The 16,401-nt window shown below is 61.7% G+C and carries 18 protein-coding genes and 2 pseudogenes; 16 read left to right on the top strand and 4 right to left on the bottom strand.

Features of this window, described 5'->3' with window-relative positions:
• The first annotated feature begins 18 nt into the window (after nt 1–18).
• The 5 genes and pseudogenes from groES to EFD56_RS27055 all read left to right on the top strand — a co-directional run bounded on the left by groES (nt 19) and on the right by EFD56_RS27055 (nt 5,945).
• Nucleotides 19–333 (top strand): co-chaperone GroES, encoded by a 315-nt coding sequence (gene groES / locus EFD56_RS27075; protein ID WP_004674972.1) that lies wholly within the window; start codon nt 19–21, stop codon nt 331–333.
• Between the two features lie 52 nt (nt 334–385).
• Nucleotides 386–2,014 (top strand): chaperonin GroEL, encoded by a 1,629-nt coding sequence (gene groL, locus EFD56_RS27070; protein ID WP_064834316.1) that lies wholly within the window; start codon nt 386–388, stop codon nt 2,012–2,014.
• A gap of 101 nt (nt 2,015–2,115) precedes the next feature.
• Nucleotides 2,116–2,538, top strand: a complete 423-nt coding sequence (locus EFD56_RS27065) for a hypothetical protein (RefSeq protein WP_126906743.1) — start codon at nt 2,116–2,118, stop codon at nt 2,536–2,538.
• A gap of 87 nt (nt 2,539–2,625) precedes the next feature.
• On the top strand, nt 2,626–3,720 hold the full coding sequence (locus EFD56_RS27060; RefSeq protein ID WP_126906742.1) for a glycosyltransferase family 4 protein: 1,095 nt from the start codon (nt 2,626–2,628) through the stop codon (nt 3,718–3,720).
• Between the two features lie 15 nt (nt 3,721–3,735).
• A pseudogene (locus EFD56_RS27055) lies at nt 3,736–5,945 on the top strand (amylo-alpha-1,6-glucosidase).
• 37 nt (nt 5,946–5,982) lie between these two features.
• Here the strand turns inward: EFD56_RS27055 and EFD56_RS27050 are convergent.
• On the bottom strand, nt 5,983–6,204 hold the full coding sequence (locus EFD56_RS27050; RefSeq protein ID WP_004672969.1) for a hypothetical protein: 222 nt from the start codon (nt 6,202–6,204) through the stop codon (nt 5,983–5,985).
• Between the two features lie 213 nt (nt 6,205–6,417).
• On the opposite strand from EFD56_RS27050, the gene EFD56_RS27045 reads away from it, so the two are divergent.
• Entirely contained in the window at nt 6,418–6,891 is a 474-nt protein-coding gene (locus tag EFD56_RS27045; RefSeq protein WP_126906741.1) for an Hsp20 family protein, read from the top strand.
• A gap of 96 nt (nt 6,892–6,987) precedes the next feature.
• Nucleotides 6,988–7,497, top strand: a complete 510-nt coding sequence (locus EFD56_RS27040; protein WP_010024045.1) for an Hsp20/alpha crystallin family protein — start codon at nt 6,988–6,990, stop codon at nt 7,495–7,497.
• Between the two features lie 78 nt (nt 7,498–7,575).
• On the opposite strand, the gene EFD56_RS27035 is transcribed toward EFD56_RS27040, so the two are convergent.
• Both EFD56_RS27035 and msrB read right to left on the bottom strand, forming a co-directional pair.
• On the bottom strand, nt 7,576–7,893 hold the full coding sequence (locus EFD56_RS27035) for a DUF982 domain-containing protein (RefSeq protein ID WP_037113560.1): 318 nt from the start codon (nt 7,891–7,893) through the stop codon (nt 7,576–7,578).
• 244 nt (nt 7,894–8,137) lie between these two features.
• A complete protein-coding gene (gene msrB, locus EFD56_RS27030; protein WP_126906740.1) occupies nt 8,138–8,551 on the bottom strand; it encodes a peptide-methionine (R)-S-oxide reductase MsrB in 414 nt (137 codons plus the stop codon).
• A 187-nt stretch (nt 8,552–8,738) separates the two neighbouring features.
• Here msrB and EFD56_RS27025 point away from each other — a divergent pair, with 187 nt between their 5' ends.
• The 9 genes from EFD56_RS27025 (at nt 8,739) to EFD56_RS26985 (ending at nt 16,130) form a co-directional block, all read left to right on the top strand.
• The gene (locus EFD56_RS27025; protein WP_012483168.1) at nt 8,739–8,954 is read left to right on the top strand and encodes a hypothetical protein; all 216 of its coding nucleotides are present in this window, start codon (nt 8,739–8,741) and stop codon (nt 8,952–8,954) included.
• Nucleotides 8,955–9,081: 127 nt separating this feature from the next.
• Nucleotides 9,082–11,448 carry a putative monovalent cation/H+ antiporter subunit A gene (locus EFD56_RS27020; RefSeq protein ID WP_126906739.1) on the top strand — a complete coding sequence of 789 codons (2,367 nt, stop codon included), beginning with the start codon at nt 9,082–9,084 and terminating at the stop codon, nt 11,446–11,448.
• Between the two features lie 4 nt (nt 11,449–11,452).
• Nucleotides 11,453–11,872 (top strand): Na(+)/H(+) antiporter subunit B, encoded by a 420-nt coding sequence (locus EFD56_RS27015; protein WP_126906738.1) that lies wholly within the window; start codon nt 11,453–11,455, stop codon nt 11,870–11,872.
• On the top strand, nt 11,872–12,249 hold the full coding sequence (locus tag EFD56_RS27010) for a Na+/H+ antiporter subunit C (protein WP_126906737.1): 378 nt from the start codon (nt 11,872–11,874) through the stop codon (nt 12,247–12,249). The genes EFD56_RS27015 and EFD56_RS27010 overlap by 1 nt, the downstream gene beginning before the upstream one ends.
• A gap of 307 nt (nt 12,250–12,556) precedes the next feature.
• The gene (locus tag EFD56_RS27005) at nt 12,557–14,110 is read left to right on the top strand and encodes a Na+/H+ antiporter subunit D (RefSeq protein WP_126906736.1); all 1,554 of its coding nucleotides are present in this window, start codon (nt 12,557–12,559) and stop codon (nt 14,108–14,110) included.
• Complete coding sequence (locus tag EFD56_RS27000) at nt 14,107–14,580, top strand: Na+/H+ antiporter subunit E (RefSeq protein WP_012483172.1); 474 nt, start codon at nt 14,107–14,109, stop codon at nt 14,578–14,580. The genes EFD56_RS27005 and EFD56_RS27000 overlap by 4 nt, the downstream gene beginning before the upstream one ends.
• Complete coding sequence (locus tag EFD56_RS26995; RefSeq protein WP_064817781.1) at nt 14,577–14,930, top strand: cation:proton antiporter; 354 nt, start codon at nt 14,577–14,579, stop codon at nt 14,928–14,930. Before EFD56_RS27000 ends, EFD56_RS26995 begins: the two co-directional genes overlap by 4 nt.
• Nucleotides 14,927–15,259, top strand: coding sequence for a monovalent cation/H(+) antiporter subunit G (gene mnhG, locus EFD56_RS26990; RefSeq protein ID WP_064821666.1), 333 nt, complete (start codon nt 14,927–14,929; stop codon nt 15,257–15,259). The genes EFD56_RS26995 and mnhG overlap by 4 nt, the downstream gene beginning before the upstream one ends.
• Before the next feature lie 439 nt (nt 15,260–15,698).
• On the top strand, nt 15,699–16,130 hold the full coding sequence (locus EFD56_RS26985; RefSeq protein ID WP_010060045.1) for a Ros/MucR family transcriptional regulator: 432 nt from the start codon (nt 15,699–15,701) through the stop codon (nt 16,128–16,130).
• A gap of 153 nt (nt 16,131–16,283) precedes the next feature.
• Here the strand turns inward: EFD56_RS26985 and EFD56_RS26980 are convergent.
• Nucleotides 16,284–16,401 (bottom strand): annotated as a pseudogene (locus tag EFD56_RS26980) (IS630 family transposase); the annotation flags it as partial.

Raw genomic sequence — 16,401 nt, 5'->3', positions numbered from 1 at the left:
TGTCCATTGGAGGAAAACATGTCGTTCCGACCGCTTCATGACCGCATTCTCGTCCGCCGCGTCGATTCCGAAGAAAAGACCAAGGGCGGCATCATCATCCCAGACACAGCCAAGGAAAAGCCGCAGGAAGGCGAGGTCATCGCTGTCGGCCCGGGCGCGCGCGATGATGCCGGCCAGGTCCAGGCGCTCGACGTCAAGGTCGGGGATCGTATCCTGTTCGGCAAGTGGTCCGGCACGGAGATCAAGATCAATGGCGAAGACCTGCTGATCATGAAGGAAAGCGATGTCATGGGCATCATCGAGGCCCGGGCCGCCGAAAAGATCGCCGCCTGAGGCGATTTCCACGCATTAGTCAAAAAAAGCTGCCTATTGAAGGAGTGACAGAATGGCTGCGAAAGAAGTCAAATTTCATAGCGATGCCCGTGAACGCATGCTGCGTGGGGTCGATGTGCTGGCCAATGCGGTGAAAGTAACGCTCGGCCCGAAGGGCCGCAACGTCGTGATCGACAAATCCTTCGGCGCGCCGCGCATCACCAAGGATGGCGTTTCGGTCGCCAAGGAAATCGAACTCGAAGACAAGTTCGAGAACATGGGCGCCCAGATGCTGCGTGAAGTGGCATCCAAGACGAACGATCTCGCCGGGGACGGCACGACGACGGCCACCGTGCTTGCCCAGGCAATCGTCAAGGAAGGTGCCAAGGCGGTTGCCTCTGGCATGAACCCGATGGATCTGAAGCGCGGCATTGATCTTGCCGTCGACGCCGTCGTCGGGGAGTTGAAGGCCAACGCCCGCAAGATTTCCAACAATTCCGAGATCGCCCAGGTCGGCACAATCTCCGCCAACGGCGATGCTGAAATCGGCCGCTACCTCGCCGAAGCCATGGAAAAGGTCGGCAACGAAGGCGTCATCACGGTGGAAGAAGCAAAGACCGCCGAAACCGAACTCGAAGTCGTCGAAGGCATGCAGTTCGACCGCGGTTACCTCAGCCCCTACTTCGTCACCAACCAGGACAAGATGCGGGTCGAGCTCGAGGATCCCTATATCCTGATCCATGAGAAGAAGCTCTCGAACCTGCAGTCGATGCTCCCGGTTCTCGAGGCTGTCGTCCAGTCAGGCAAGCCGCTCCTCATCATCGCTGAAGACGTCGAAGGCGAAGCCCTTGCAACGCTCGTCGTCAACAAGCTGCGCGGCGGCCTGAAGATCGCTGCCGTCAAGGCTCCTGGCTTCGGCGACCGCCGCAAGGCCATGCTCGAAGACATCGCCATCCTGACGGGCGGCACCGTGATCTCCGAAGACCTCGGCATCAAGCTCGAAAATGTGACGCTCAACATGCTCGGGCGGGCGAAAAAGGTGGCGATCGAGAAGGAAAATACCACGATCATCGATGGTGCCGGCTCGAAGGCGGAACTCGACGGGCGCACTGCTCAGATCCGCGCCCAGATCGAAGAAACCACCTCCGACTACGACCGCGAGAAGCTGCAGGAACGTCTTGCCAAGCTCGCCGGCGGCGTTGCCGTCATCCGCGTCGGCGGCTCGACGGAAGTCGAAGTGAAGGAAAAGAAGGACCGCGTCGACGACGCGCTTCACGCAACCCGTGCGGCGGTCGAGGAAGGCATTCTGCCGGGAGGCGGCGTGGCGCTGCTGCGCGCGGTCAAGGCGCTCGACACTATCAAGACTGCCAATGACGACCAGCGCGTCGGCGTCGACATTGTTCGCCGGGCAATCGAGGCACCGGTTCGCCAGATCGCGGAGAATGCCGGAGCGGAAGGCTCGATCATCGTCGGCAAGCTGCGGGAGAAGAACGAATTCTCCTACGGCTGGAACGCCCAGACGGGCGAATACGGCGATCTCTACGCGCAGGGCGTCATCGATCCGGCCAAGGTCGTTCGCACCGCGCTTCAGGACGCAGCTTCCGTTGCCGGCCTGCTGGTGACGACGGAAGCCATGATCGCCGAGAAGCCCAAGAAGGAGGCTGCTCCGGCCATGCCCGCCGGCGCAGGTATGGACTTCTAACAGCGATCGCCGGCCCGCTCCGCCCTCGGGGCGGGCCGTTCCATGCGCTATTGGATGAAAGATGAAACAAGTTCCATCGGTCGACACAATGGAGCCAAGCTATGAGAAAGGAAAGCCTCAGCAATTCCATCGAGCAGAATGCCACGGCGGCGATCAGCGCGGCGCATCTGCTTCATCCGGCGAACCATTTCAGTCACCCGCGTGACGTGCTCGCCGCCGATCACATCAGCAACGACGAAAAGCGGGCCATTCTCGCTTCATGGGCGTCCGATATCTTCGCGATCGAATCCGTGCCCGCCCTCCGGCTTTATCCCGGGGCGGAAAGAGCCGTTTCCTATGACGAGATTCTCGAAGCGCTGAAGACCCTGGACAAGGATGATCGGCAGCCCGAGGAGCAAGGTTCATCCGCTTCGTCCGGTGCCCGGAGGATCCGCCGCCGAAGACTGCCGGCACGCAGCTTCCCCAGCTTTGGCTTTTGCAGCTATTCGAGAGGAGGGTCGCGCCGCCAGTTGTTAGAAAGCTGACTCCCTATCTGACCGGCTGCGTGCTTCTTAAGCACGCAGCCATGATTTTTGCCGTCGACTCTTTGCTCAGCTGAGGAGGTTTTGCCGATGAAGATCGCTCAGATCGCACCGCTTGCCGAGAGCGTTCCGCCAAAGCTCTATGGGGGAACCGAGCGGATCGTTTCCTATCTTGCCGAAGAACTTGTGGCACAGGGACACGAGGTCACGCTCTTTGCCAGTGGCGATTCCGTCACCCAAGCCCGACTCGTGTCGTGTGCGGACGTCGCGCTACGGCTCAATCCTGCGGTCAAGGAACATCTGCCACATCAGGTCGTGATGCTGGAGGAGATCCGCCAGCGGGCGCATGAGTTCGACGTGCTGCATTTCCACATCGATCTGTTTCACTTCCCGCTGATCCGCGAGTTTGCCGACAGAACGATCACCACACTGCACGGGCGACTCGACCTGCCGGATCTCAAGCCGTTCTACAAGGCGTTTCCAAACATTCCGCTGGTGTCGATCTCCAATGATCAGCGCCGCCCGATGCCGCCGGTCGACTGGCGCGGAACGGTCTATCACGGTCTGCCTGCCGACCTTCTTCCTTTCACCGAGAACCCGAAGGGCAACTATCTTGCCTTCCTTGGGCGGATCTCTCCGGAAAAACGCCCCGACCGCGCAATCCAGATTGCGGCAAAGGTTGGAATGCCGCTGAAAATCGCCGCCAAGATCGATAATGCCGACAAGGCCTATTGGGACACCGTGATCGAGCCAATGGTAAGGAGACATCCGCATGTGGAATTCATCGGCGAGATCGACGAGCATCAGAAGGCCGACTTTCTCGGAAATGCAGGCGCTCTGCTCTTCCCGATCGATTGGCCGGAGCCGTTCGGGCTGGTGATGATCGAGGCCATGGCCTGCGGCACGCCGGTGATCGCCTTCGGCTGTGGCTCGGTTCCCGAGGTGATTGACAACGGCATCTCCGGAATCCTGGTCGACAGCGTCACCGAAGCGGTGGAAAATGTCGAATGGGCGCTCCGGCTTGATCGGCGCAGGGTGCGGGCCGCATTCGAAAAGCGCTTCACCGCGAAACGGATGGCCTGCGACTATCTCGACATCTATCGAAACCTGCCGGGCGTGCGTACCAAAGCCGCGCCGATCCGCCGGTCGAACGGTGAGGCGCTCGACCTCCAGGCTGTCGCCTGACGTTAGGGAGGAGACATGTCGAACGTATCTGTGGACAGCAGCCCCGCCACAGGATCGCCGGGCTTGGTAGCGCTGGTCGCTCAGTTCTTCATTCCGGCGGCCGCGTCGCTGCAGGAGCGCCGGCCGCGCACCCTGAAGCACGGCGACAGTTTCGCCCTCTTCGATCACAATGGCGATGCTCTTTCCGGTCCCGGCAGTCCGGAAGGTTTGTTCTACCGGGATACTCGCTATCTCTCGTATCTCTATCTAACGATCAACGGACAGCGGCCGATGCTCCTGTCGTCGACGCTGCGGGACCACAACGCCACGCTGACCTGCGATCTCACCAATCCGGATCAGTTCGATGACAAGGGAAAGCTGGTTCTCGGCCATGACCTCATTCATCTGCGCCGGTCCCGCTTTCTCTGGAATGCCTGTTGTTATGAACGCCTGGCCGTGAGGAACTATGACGACCGTCGGCAACATGTTCGAATCCAGATTGCGTTTAGCGCCGATTTCGCCGATCTTTTCGAGGTCCGCGGAACCGCAAGGGCAAGGCGAGGGCGCCATCTTCCCGCAGTCGTGGAACAGGATTGGATCCTGCTTTCCTATATTGGGCTGGACGATCGCAAGCGGTCGACACGACTTTGCTTCATGCCGGAACCGTCCGAGATTCGCAGCGATCTTGTCACCTTCGATCTCCACCTAGAGCCGCACGAGACCAAATCGCTGTTCATTCAGATCGGCTGCGACGAGACCTCCGCCGACCGACTGAGCCGCCTTTCCTTCTTCCTGGCCTTGCGGGATGCGCGGCGTGCGCTGCGCGCCTCTACTCGCGCGCGGCGTCGATTACAACCTCTAACGAGATCTTCAACGAAGTCACGCGGCGCAGCGCCTCCGACCTATACATGCTGATCACTGACAAGCCGGAAGGTCCATACCCTTATGCCGGTATTCCCTGGTTCAGCACCGTCTTCGGCCGCGACGCCCTGATCACGGCGCTTCAGACACTTTGGATTGATCCGGAGATCGCGCGCGGGGTTCTCGGTCACCTGGCAGCCAACCAGGCGACGAGTATTGATCCTGCCTCAGACGCCGAGCCGGGCAAGATCCTGCACGAAGTGCGCTGCGGCGAAATGGCTGAACTCGGCGAGGTTCCATTCCGGCGTTACTACGGCAGCATCGACTCGACGCCGCTCTTCGTGATGCTGGCTGGCGCCTATCTCCAGCGCACCGGTGATGTCGCGACCCTCGAGCGTCTCCTGCCGAATCTGGAAGCGGCACTGACGTGGATCGATGAACATGGGGATCGCGATGGCGACGGCTTCGTCGAATATGGACGGCTGACGCAAGAAGGACTGATCAATCAGGCGTGGAAGGATAGCCACGATTCGGTCTTCCATGCCGACGGCACATTGGCCAGGGGCCCGATCGCTATTGCCGAAGTCCAGGCCTATGTCTATGGCGCCTGGCAAAGTGCCGCCGAAATCTTCCGGCGGACGCACAAGCCGGAACGCGCCGCCAGCTTTCTCGCGCGGGCGGAGGGACTGCGCCGCGCCTTTGACATCAGCTTTTTCGATGATGACCTTGGCACCTATGTATTGGCTCTCGACGGTGATAAACGGCCCTGCCGGGTCCGATCCTCCAATGCCGGCCATGCTCTGTACACCGGTATTGCTTATCCTGAACGGGTCGGTGATGTGACCCGCACCCTGATGAGCGCTTCGTCCTTCTGTGGCTGGGGCATCCGCACCATTCCCTCTACCGAAGCGCGTTACAATCCCATGAGCTACCATAATGGCTCGATCTGGCCCCATGACAATGCATTGATAGCCAGTGGCCTCGCCCGCTACGGCTATCGCGCCGAGGCCGCGCAGATTTTCGAGGGGCTGTTTGCCGCCGCCACCTATATCGACCTGCGGCGGCTTCCGGAGCTCCTCTGTGGTCTGCCGCGTCAGCGCGCACGGGGGCCGACCTCTTATCCGGTCGCGTGCTCGCCTCAAGCCTGGGCGGCAGCAGCACCCCTGTCGCTGCTGCATTCCTGCCTTGGCCTCGGTTTCGATCCGCAGGGCCTGCAAATCAGTTTCAATGTGCCGCAACTTCCCTCTTTCCTCGACGAGGTGATCTTGCGGGGCCTGCTGATCGGTAACGGCTCGGCCGACGTCGCCATCCGTCGGTCGGGACGCCAGGTCGTGGTCGATGTGATTAATCGACTGGGCAACGTTCAGGTGCTGATCACGGCCTGACGACGGAAGGCTTCCGAAAGGCGAATTTCCGCCTTTCCTAATCCTCTTCCTCTTCATCCGCCCTCAGCAGATCGACAAGCACAGCAACCCTGCCTGTCGGCAGATGCCGGCCTTCACCCAGCAAAGCCTCGTCGTTGTTGGCCCATGCGAATGCCTCGGCAAGTTCGGGCTGCGTCGCACCGGTCGCAATGACCTCGGCCACGAGCATCTTGTCGGCAGGCCCCAGGACGGCAACGACATCTTCTGAGGTCATAGTCATGGCCATAGCTCCTCGCTCAACCTCGCCCAGATATGGCGGCGCCTTCGAAAAATTCAAATTTTCGCGTTAAGAAGTTCCGTCCTCTTGAACTGGTAAGGTGCTGAATTATATAACTATTGTCGACCGCTGAACAGGGTTCGACACCAGTCCAGGAGACGCCGGTCGTTCTGGGCGTCTCCTTGTATCCATGTTGCTTGTTAGGAGGATATGGCTATGAGAACAAACCTCGATTTCGCTCCCCTGTTTCGTTCGAGCATCGGCTTCGAGCGGATGTTGAACGCGCTCGAGACCGCGAGCCGTGCCGAGACAATCGACACCTGGCCGCCTTACGACATCATCAAGACCGGCGACGACGACTACCGCATAGCTATGGCGGTGGCGGGCTTCTCGCCGGAGGAACTGGCCATCACTCAAGAGCAGAACATGCTCATCGTCTTGGGGCAGAAGGCCAACGGCGACGATGTTCAATACCTGCATCGCGGCATTGCCGGACGGTTCCAGCGTCGTTTCGAACTCGCTGACCACGTGAAGGTCGTGGATGCCGGGCTCGTTGACGGTCTGCTGACCATCGCTCTCAAACGCGAAATTCCTGAAGAGATGAAGCCACGCCAAATCGGAATCGAAACGGGTCAGCCCAGGTCGAAGGCGCAGCCGAAACAGATCGAGGGTGGAAAGCACGCGGCCTGAGCTTCGCCGGCAGGCGAATAGGCGCCAGGATCGGCCTGGCGCCAAACGCATGCCCTAAGAACCACCAGACAAGAATCACCAGAAAGGATTGAAACCATGAGTGTCCGTGATTTGATTCCCTGGGGTCGCAACAATGGCAACCAGGTTCCAAGTCTCCTTCGCGACGATGACCGCGACCCGTTCCTGTCGCTCCATCGTGAGGTCAACCGGCTGTTCGACGATGTTTTCCGCGGCTTCGGCTCCGGTCTGCCGTCATTGCGCGGCGCCAGCGGCTTTGGTGCCGGCTGGCCAAGTGTCGAAATCTCCGATACCGACAAGGCAATCAAGGTGACCGCCGAAGTCCCCGGCCTTGAGGAAAAAGACATCGAAGTCCTGCTTGATGACGGCGTTCTGACACTGAAGGGTGAGAAGCGTTCGGAGACGGAAGACAAGGAGAAGCAGTTCTCGGAGCGCTACTACGGCCGCTTCGAGCGACGCATCCCGCTCGGTTTCGAGGTCAAGGAAGACCAGGTCGAAGCCACCTTCAAGAACGGTGTCCTGACCGTAAGCTTGCCAAAAACAGAAAAGGCTCAGTCACAGGTCAAGCGCATCGCCATCAGGAGTTGATCGAATAAGCGCGGCGGCGGCCGCCATCCGGCAGCCGCCGCTCGCCCTTCACCAACTGCGACACGCGGGAACGGCCAGTCAACTCTCCAAGTCCGCGCTTGACGCACGCGCAGATCCCCGTTGCGCTACGCGCGCCGACGTGACCGCCGTCTTCTCCGGCGCCAGCAGATCATGCTTCTCAGCAAACGCAAGGAAGAGGCCCCGTGCCGTCTCTGCTTCGATTTCTCCTCGAAGGGCGGCAGCACAGGCCTTGAGCGCAACCGAATGAGCTGCATCCCTCAGCATGGCCGGCCATTCGTCGAGATGCCGGTATGCCTCCATGACCGTTCGGACCTCCGCAGGAAATCCAAGGCCCACAAAAATTGTGACAGGCTGTTTGAACACATCGGGTCTCATCATTCTCTCCTTCCCTACCGCGATGTTGGACGAGCAATCTGCGTCAACCGGCCTCCGAGCTGCTGCTATAAGGGCACTCGGCCCGGCGCCAAATTAGTTGGTTTTCCACGGTTTCCGATTCAATAGGTGTAGGAAAATTTTGGCGCGTCTTGCCGGCCTGGGAGGGTGATCGTCGTCATTCGTAGCGAACCGACGACGTGCTTCCCTTGCTTGCCCGGCGCGCGAATTCAAGGATCGGAATGGCCTATTCCCCCGGCTCGAACACCATGGCGTGGCCGTTGATGCAGTAGCGCAGGCCGGTCGGAGGCGGGCCGTCGGGGAAGACGTGGCCGAGATGAGCGTCGCAGGTGCCGCAGCGGATTTCGGTGCGCACCATGCCGTATGTCGTGTCGCGATGTTCCGTCACCGCATTGGGCGAGACGGCCTCGAAATAGCTCGGCCAGCCGCAGCCAGCATCGAATTTCGTGTCGGAGCGGAAGAGCGGCGCATTGCAGCCGACGCAGCGGTATAGCCCTGTCTCGAAGGAATCCCAGTAGGGGCCGGTGAAGGCGCGCTCGGTGCCGTGCTGGCGCGTGATGCGGTATTGCTCGGGCGTCAGCTGCTCTTTCCATTCGGCATCGGTTTTCTCGATCTTGGCGGTCGTTGCCGTTTCGGACATCACGTGCTCCTTTCGCCGAGGGCGGTTCCGTTTTGCAAGAAATGTGGTGCGCCGTCCTTGCTTCATCAAGCCTCCGGCGCCATGCCGCCACAATCGTGGCATACGGCGATTGAGGGAAGGCGCTTGCTTTTACATCTATTAAGGGTTTTCCGTTAGGGTTAATGTTCCGTGAATTGAGGAAACATTGGTGTTTGAAGCGGCAATCGTCCTGCTCTACGGTCTCGTGACCGCGGCCGCCGTGGCGGTCACGATGCTGGAAGGCTGGACCAATCATGATGGCTTGACGCTCCATCGTCTCGCCGGCCTCATCGCGTGCCTGCTGTGGCCGCTGACGCTGGTCGTTTTCGTCCTGCATGGTTGCGTCATGCGGCTGCTGACCCGTCTTTCCCGCTCGGCCGCCTGAGCGCCTCGAACTTTCCGCGCGGCATTGGCCGGCGACCGAAATCGCTTGAGGCGCCTTCCCGTTTCGCCTAAGTCAGAAGACGAGCCGATTTGCATCGGCGTTCCGTCTGGCCGGTAGAGGAGGAGACATGGCCGATGTCACGGCTCTGACATTTCTGGCCCTGTGTCTGCCGCTTGCCGGCGCTCTTGCCGCTCCCCTCGTCATCCGCATCCTCGGTGCAAACGGCGCCTGGTTGCTGGCGACCGCTCCGCTATTCGCCTTCCTGCATTTCCTGCGGCTGCTGCCGCAAGTCGCGCACGGTCAGACCATCACTGGTGGTTATGCCTGGGTGCCGAGCTACAACCTCTCCTTTTCCTGGTTCCTCGACGGGCTGTCGCTGGCTTTCGCGCTGCTGATCACCGGCATAGGCACGCTGATCGTGCTCTATGCCGGCGCCTATCTCAGGGGACATAGGGACCAGGGCCGCTTCTTCTCCTTCATCTTTCTCTTCATGGGGGCGATGCTCGGCATCGTGGTATCCGACAGCTTCCTGATGTTCTTCATCTTCTGGGAACTGACGTCGATTACCTCATTCCTGCTGATCGGCTTCGATCACGAGCGCGAGGCGGCCCGTCGCGCCGCCCTGCAGGCGCTGGTCGTCACCGGCGGGGGAGGGCTCTGCCTGCTCGCGGGCCTGCTCGTCCTCTGGAACATGTCGGGCGTCACGCAGATGTCGCAGCTGATCGGAGCGGGCGATCTCCTGCGCGAAAGCCCGCTCTATCTCGCAGCCCTCATTCTGGTGCTCGGCGGCGCCTTCACCAAGTCGGCGCAATTTCCCTTTCATTTCTGGCTGCCGAACGCCATGGAGGCGCCGACGCCGGTTTCGGCCTACCTGCACTCGGCCACCATGGTGAAAGCCGGCGTCTATCTGCTGATGCGGCTCAATCCGGTGATGGGCGAAACGCCCGCCTGGGAAATCCTTCTGCCCTTCTTCGGCGGACTGACCCTGGTGGTCGGCACGGCGCTTGCCATCCGCCAGACCGACCTGAAGCTCAAGCTCGCTTATACGACCGTCTCCTCCCTCGGCCTGCTTGTCATGCTGATCGGCTTCGGCTCCGACCATGCGGTCGAGGCAGCGGCGCTCTATCTGGTAGCGCATTCGCTGTTCAAGGGGGCGCTCTTCATGGTCGCCGGCATCATCGATCACGAGACCGGCACGCGCGATATCACCCGGCTCGGCGGCCTCGGGCGGGCGATGCCGCTGACATGGATCATCGCCCTTGCCGCGGCCTTTTCCATGGCCGGCCTGCCGCCCTTCTTCGGCTTTCTCGCCAAGGAGGAGATCTATGCGGCGGTCGTCGGCGGCGACATCCGCGCCATCACCTTCACGGCGATCACCGTCTTCGGCAACGCCCTGATGTTTGCCGTCGCTTTTGCCGTGGCGCTGAAACCCTTCCTCGGCCGGCCGGTGCAGACGCCGAAAACCGCGCATGAGGCGCCGGTCCTGCTCTGGCTGGGCCCGGCCGTCCTCGCCGTCCTCGGCCTGCTTTCGGCCGTGTTTGCGACCTTTACCCATGCCGCTCTGTCCTCGCCGATCGCGGCCGCTATTCGCGGCGACCCGGTCGAAATCACCATTTCGCTGGCGCCGCATATTGGCCTGCCCTTGGCCCTTTCGCTGCTGACCGTGCTGCTCGGTATCGGCGTCTATTGGCAGCTCGATCGGGCGCGATTCTGGATGGCGGTTTTCCTGCGCGCGGCCGGGCGTGGACCCGACCATGGTTTCGATCTTGCCATGTCGGGCCTTGTCCGCTTCGCCGGCTGCCTCATCCGGATTGTCCAGCCGGGGCGGCTGGAGATCTATGTCGCCTGCACCTTCCTCTGCCTCGCCGCCATCCTCATCATTCCGCCGATTCTTTATGGCGAACTGCCGCATCTCCCCGCCTGGCCGGCCGATGTCAGGCTGCATGAATGGGCCGTCTTCCTGATCGCCGCCTTCGGCCTCGCCGCCGTGCTCGTTGCTCACGACCGGCTGACGGCGATCGTCTCGCTCGGCATCCAGGGCTTCGCCGTCGCCGTCATCTTCCTGCTGTTCGGCGCGCCGGACCTGTCCTTCACCCAATTCATGGTCGAGACGCTTTCGGTGGTCATCCTCGCCCTCGTCATGACCAGGCTTCGGCTCTCTCCCGACGATCGGCGCCCGCCCGGCCGTCGGCTTTTCCACGGCGCGCTGGCGCTTGTCTGCGGTCTTGGTTTTTCGCTTTTGCTGCTGCGGGCGACGCAGGCACCGTTCAACGACGCGCTGACGGCATTCTTCAACGCCTATTCCAAATCGATCGCCCACGGCGCCAATGTCGTCAACGTCATCATCGTCGATTTCCGCGGCACCGATACGCTCGGCGAAATCGCCGTCGTCGCGGTGACCGGCCTTGCCATCCTGGCGCTGATCCGCATCCGCGCCGGCAGCGAGCGCAAGCTTGCCGCCAATGATCCGGATGCGGTCGGAGCAGGGGAGTGATCACGTGAACACCCTGATCTTCCGCACCGTCGCCCCGTTCCTGACCGCGCTGATGCTGCTTTTTTCCGTCTTCGTGCTGTTGCGCGGCCATAACGAGCCGGGCGGCGGCTTCATCGGCGGGCTGATCGCCGCCTCCGGACTGGCGATCTTCGGCATTGCCCGCGGCGTCGCCGCCGTTCGCCGCGCCCTGTTCTTCCACCCGCTGTCGATTGCCGGCTGTGGCCTCTTCCTGTCGACGGCGGCCGGTCTTCTCTCCATCCTCGTCGGCGTTCCCTTCATGACCGGCCTCTGGATCTATCCGCAGCTTCTCGGCCTCGAGGTGCCGCTGTCGAGCGTCATGCTCTTCGATCTCGGCGTTTATCTCGTCGTGCTCGGTGCCATCACCTCGATAGCGCTGGCCTTGGAAGAAAAGGAGATGGAGTGATGGAGCCGCTTCTTGCGATCCTCGTCGGCCTGTTCTTTGCCGCCGCCGTCTATCTGATGCTGTCGCGTTACTCGATCCGCATCATGCTCGGCATCGCCATCCTCGGCAATGCGGTCAACCTGCTCATCTTTACCGGAGGCCGGCTGACACGGGCGGTGCCGCCGATCATCCCGGCGGGTCTCGACGCCTTGCCCGCCGGCACCGCCAACCCGCTGCCGCAGGCGCTGATCCTGACGGCGATCGTCATCTCCTTTTCCTTCCTCGCCTTCCTGCTGGTGCTGACCTATCGCGCCTATCAGGATCTCGGCACCGACGACACCAGCGAAATGCGCGCCGCCGAACCCGACGACCGGCCGCTGCCGCCCTTGGGGTATTGATGCGAATGTCGGTGCGGATGCTCGCCCCCCTCTGTGCTGCCGGGCATCTCCCCCACAAGGGGGGAGATCGGCTGGGAGCGCCCGGCATTCCCTTCTCCCCAGCGGGGAGAAGGTGGCCCGAAGGGTCGGATGAGGGGGGCGGCACGGCAGACGCTATCCTTCACCACGCTGAAACCATTGCTCTTCGCTTGCGTTTCGAGCGCTCGTCGCGACTGCTCCTCGCCCCCCTCATCCGCCCTGACAGGCACCTTCTCCCCGCTGGGGAGAAGAGGAAAGCCGCCCCCGACCATACCGGAGGCCACACCTGATGGCCGCTCCGACCGCCACCGTCGATCTCTCCGCCGCCCTGGTCACCACTCCGGTCCCCCTCGGTCATTGGCTTGCCATCCTGCCGGTCGCCCATTGCATCACGCTCGGCGCCGTCCTGCTGATGGTGCGCGCCTATCCCCGCCTGCAGGCCTGGCTGGCGATTTCCGGCCTCGCGGGGCTGGCGCTGATGGATGCGGCGCTGCTTGCCAAGGTCGCGGCCGAAGGGCCGCTCACCATGGTCATGGGGCGCTGGCTGCCGCCCTTCGGCATTGCCTTCACCGTCGATCTTTTCGGTGCGCTGATGGCCTTCACCGCAGCCCTTGCCGGGCTCGCCGGCGGCATCTATGCGCTCGCCGATATCGGCGAAAGTGGCCGCCGATACGGTTTCTTTCCGCTCCTCATGCTGCTGATGGCCGGTGTTACCGGCGCCTTTCTCACCGGCGACGTCTTCAATCTCTATGTCTGGTTCGAAGTGTTGCTGATCTCCTCCTTCGGGCTGATCATCCTCGGCTCGGAACGGCAGCAGATCGACGGCGCGCTGAAATATGCGGTGCTCAATCTGATCGCCACCACCTTGTTCCTGGTCGGCGTCGGCATTCTCTATGCCATCTTCGGCACGCTCAACATGGCCGATATCGCCGGCAAGGCGAGGGACCTCGGCGGCACGGCGCCGTTGATGTCGCTGGCAAGCCTCTTCCTGCTTGCCTTCGCCATGAAGGCGGCCGCCTTCCCGGTCAATTTCTGGCTGCCCGCCGCCTATCATACGCCGCGCATCACCGTCTCGGCGCTGTTTGCCGGCCTGCTGACCAAGGTCGGCATCTACGCGCTGGTCCGGGTGATGGTCATGCTGCTGCCGGCCGAACGCGCAGAACTCAGCCTGTTGATCGCGCTTGCGGCCGCCGCGACCATTCTCGTCGGCGCGCTCGGCGCGCTGGCCGAAAACGATGTCCGCAGAATGTTCGGCCATGTCGTCATTTCGGGCATCGGCAACATGCTTGCCGGCGTCGCGCTCGGCAATGCCGGCGGCATCGGCGGCGCTGTCTTCTACGCGCTCCATTCCATGGTGCTGATGACGGCGCTTTATCTTGCCGCCGGCGAGATCGCCCGGCGCGGCGGCGGCTTTTGCCTGTCGGATCTCGGCGGGCTCTATCGGCAAAGCGGCGGCTTCGCCGCGCTGTCGCTCGTGCTCTTCCTTGCCGCCTGTGGGCTGCCGCCCTTTTCCGGCTTCTGGCCGAAGGTCATGCTCGTCAAGGCCTCGCTCGATAGCGGTGCCTGGTGGCTGGCGGCGGCAATCCTCGCCGGCGGTTTCCTGACGACGATCGCCTTCGGCCGCCTCTTCCTCCTTGCCTATTGGCGCCCCGCGCCGATGACGCTCGCGCCGTCGCGGCCGTCCTGGCGCACCGTTCTGCCGATCGCCGCGCTGACCGTGCTCACCATCGGCTTCGGCATCCTGCCGGAACGGCTGCTGGCGCTGTCGCAAGCGGCCGCCGGCGGTCTTGCCGATCCGCAAGCCTATCTCCATTCGGTCTTCCCGGTAGGAGGTCGGCGGTGATTGCCTTCCTCTTCAACCTGCTGCTCGCCATCGCCTGGGTCACTGTCACCGGCAGCGCCTCGCTGCACAATCTCGTCTTCGGCTTCCTGCTGGCGGCGCTGGCGCTGGCCGTCATCCGGGAACCCTTCGGCGGCGGGGGATATCTGCGTCGCACCCGCCTGGTGCTGTCGCTCATGGGCCTCTTCCTCAAGGAGCTGTCGCTGTCGGCCTGGAAGGTCACGCTCACCGTTCTCTCGCCGGATATGAAGCTGAAACCCGGCATCTTCGCCTTTCCGCTGACGGTGACGAGCGATTTCGAAATCACCCTGCTTGCCAATCTCATCACGCTGACACCCGGCACGCTTTCCGTCGATGTCTCGACGGATCGCCGCACGCTCTATGTCCACGCGCTCGATTGCTCCGATCCGGAGGCGGCAAGACGCGGCATTGCCAATGGGTTCGAACGCAAGATCATGGAGGCTTTCCGGTGATCACGCCTGCTGCCATCGTCGCCGTCGCCTCCTCGGCCGCCCTCGTCATCCTCGGCCTGGCGCTGCTTTTGACCGTCTGGCGCGTCGTCGCCGGCCCGACATTGCCGGATCGCATCCTCGCCCTCGACATGCTGACCGGCATCGCCATCGGCTTCATCGCCGTCATCGCGGTCAAGACAGGATTTTTCCTCTATATCGATATCGCCATCTCGCTCGGCCTCGTCGGCTTCCTGGCAACCGTCGCCTTCGCCCGTTTCGTGCTGTCGCGCGGCAATATCAAATCGCCGCCATCGGCATCCGCGGCAAAGGGCGGCGCAAAGAGGCGCCGGGCACGGAGGACGGAAGGATGATGGCTTATCTCCTCGCAGCCGTCACCGCGCTGCTGCTCATTGCCGGTTCGCTCTTTGCCCTTGCGGCGGCGATCGGCCTAGTCCGGCTGCCCGATCTCTATACCCGCATGCACTCGGCCTCGAAGGCCGGCACCGTCGGCTCCGGCCTGCTGCTCTTTGCCGCCGGCCTCTATTCGCAGGACCCGGCGGTTGTCGCCCGCGCCCTTGCCGGTTTCGTCTTCTTCCTGTTGACGGCGCCGGTTTCCGCCCATCTGCTGGCCAGGGCGGCCCATCGTTCGGGACACGATCTCGGCGCCATCTCGGTCCGCGATGATATGCGCAAACGCTGAGGGGTTGCTATTGCGGCCTTAACCTGTTTTACGTCTGACTTATGCACAGGAAGCTGTGAGTAAAGCTTGGCCTAAAGTCCTATAATTCTTCGTCGGCCATTTTTTCTCAAGAAAAACGACAAATAATAATTGGCCTTTCGGCCAAACGATGGTATTTGAAAATGCAAGTAGAATTCTGATTGTGAATTACAATCGTACTGCTTCCAAGTCCCTCAGTTGCGATTTTCAATGTCTAAACTGGGGCCATCGCCTGGAGCATGACGTAGTGGTTTTTGGTCAGGCAGTATAAGAACAGGTCTCGAACTTCGGAATCTAGGGGTGGATTTCACGTTTTTCGAAACAGAAGATTGCTTCCTGTGCTTTTGCTGTTCGCTTCTACGAGGCGGGTCTTTGGCGTGACAGTCAAAGATCGATTGAGCATGCTAACAGGAGAAAAAATATGACGGATATGGCGACCGGCAATGGGCCGGAGCTGCTTGTGGAACTGACAGCCGACATCGTCGCGGCATATGTCAGCAACCATGTTGTCCCGGTCAGCGACCTGGCGAATCTGATTTCCGACGTGCATTCGGCACTGAGCAACACGTCCGTACCGCAGCCCGCTGCGGCCGTCGTCGAAAAGCAGAAGCCTGCAGTCTCTGTCCGCAAGTCCGTACAGGACGAGCAGATTACGTGTTTGGAATGCGGCGGCAACTTCAAGTCCTTGAAGCGTCACCTGATGACGCACCACTCTCTCTCGCCGGAAGAATACCGCGAGAAGTGGGACCTGCCGACCGACTACCCGATGGTAGCGCCCGCCTATGCCGAAGCGCGTTCGCGCCTGGCAAAGGAGATGGGTCTGGGTCAGCGCCGCAAGCGCGGCCGCGGCTGAGCTTTTTCGAAAGCAATCAACGACAAAAGCCGGGTCTTGTGCCCGGCTTTTCTGTCTGTATCGCCACTGTGATTCCAAAATCTGCGAGCCGCCCTCGCACGACATTCTGTGCCGACTCATTAATTGACGCCGGGAGTCAGACTTTAGAGCGTTTCAGGTTTTCACGGAAGCATATCCGGCATTGGCGAAGTAGTTGCTGCATTCGCTGGGCTCGATGGTTGTGACGAGGTGTCCGATGTGGCGCCAGGTGTCATCGATGGTTCGCTTCTGA

The organism is Rhizobium phaseoli (assembly GCF_003985125.1).
GTDB classification, from domain to species: Bacteria; Pseudomonadota; Alphaproteobacteria; order Rhizobiales; family Rhizobiaceae; genus Rhizobium; species Rhizobium phaseoli.
Note: the sequence above shows the minus strand (reverse complement) of the source record. Positions and strands in the feature narration are given on the sequence as shown.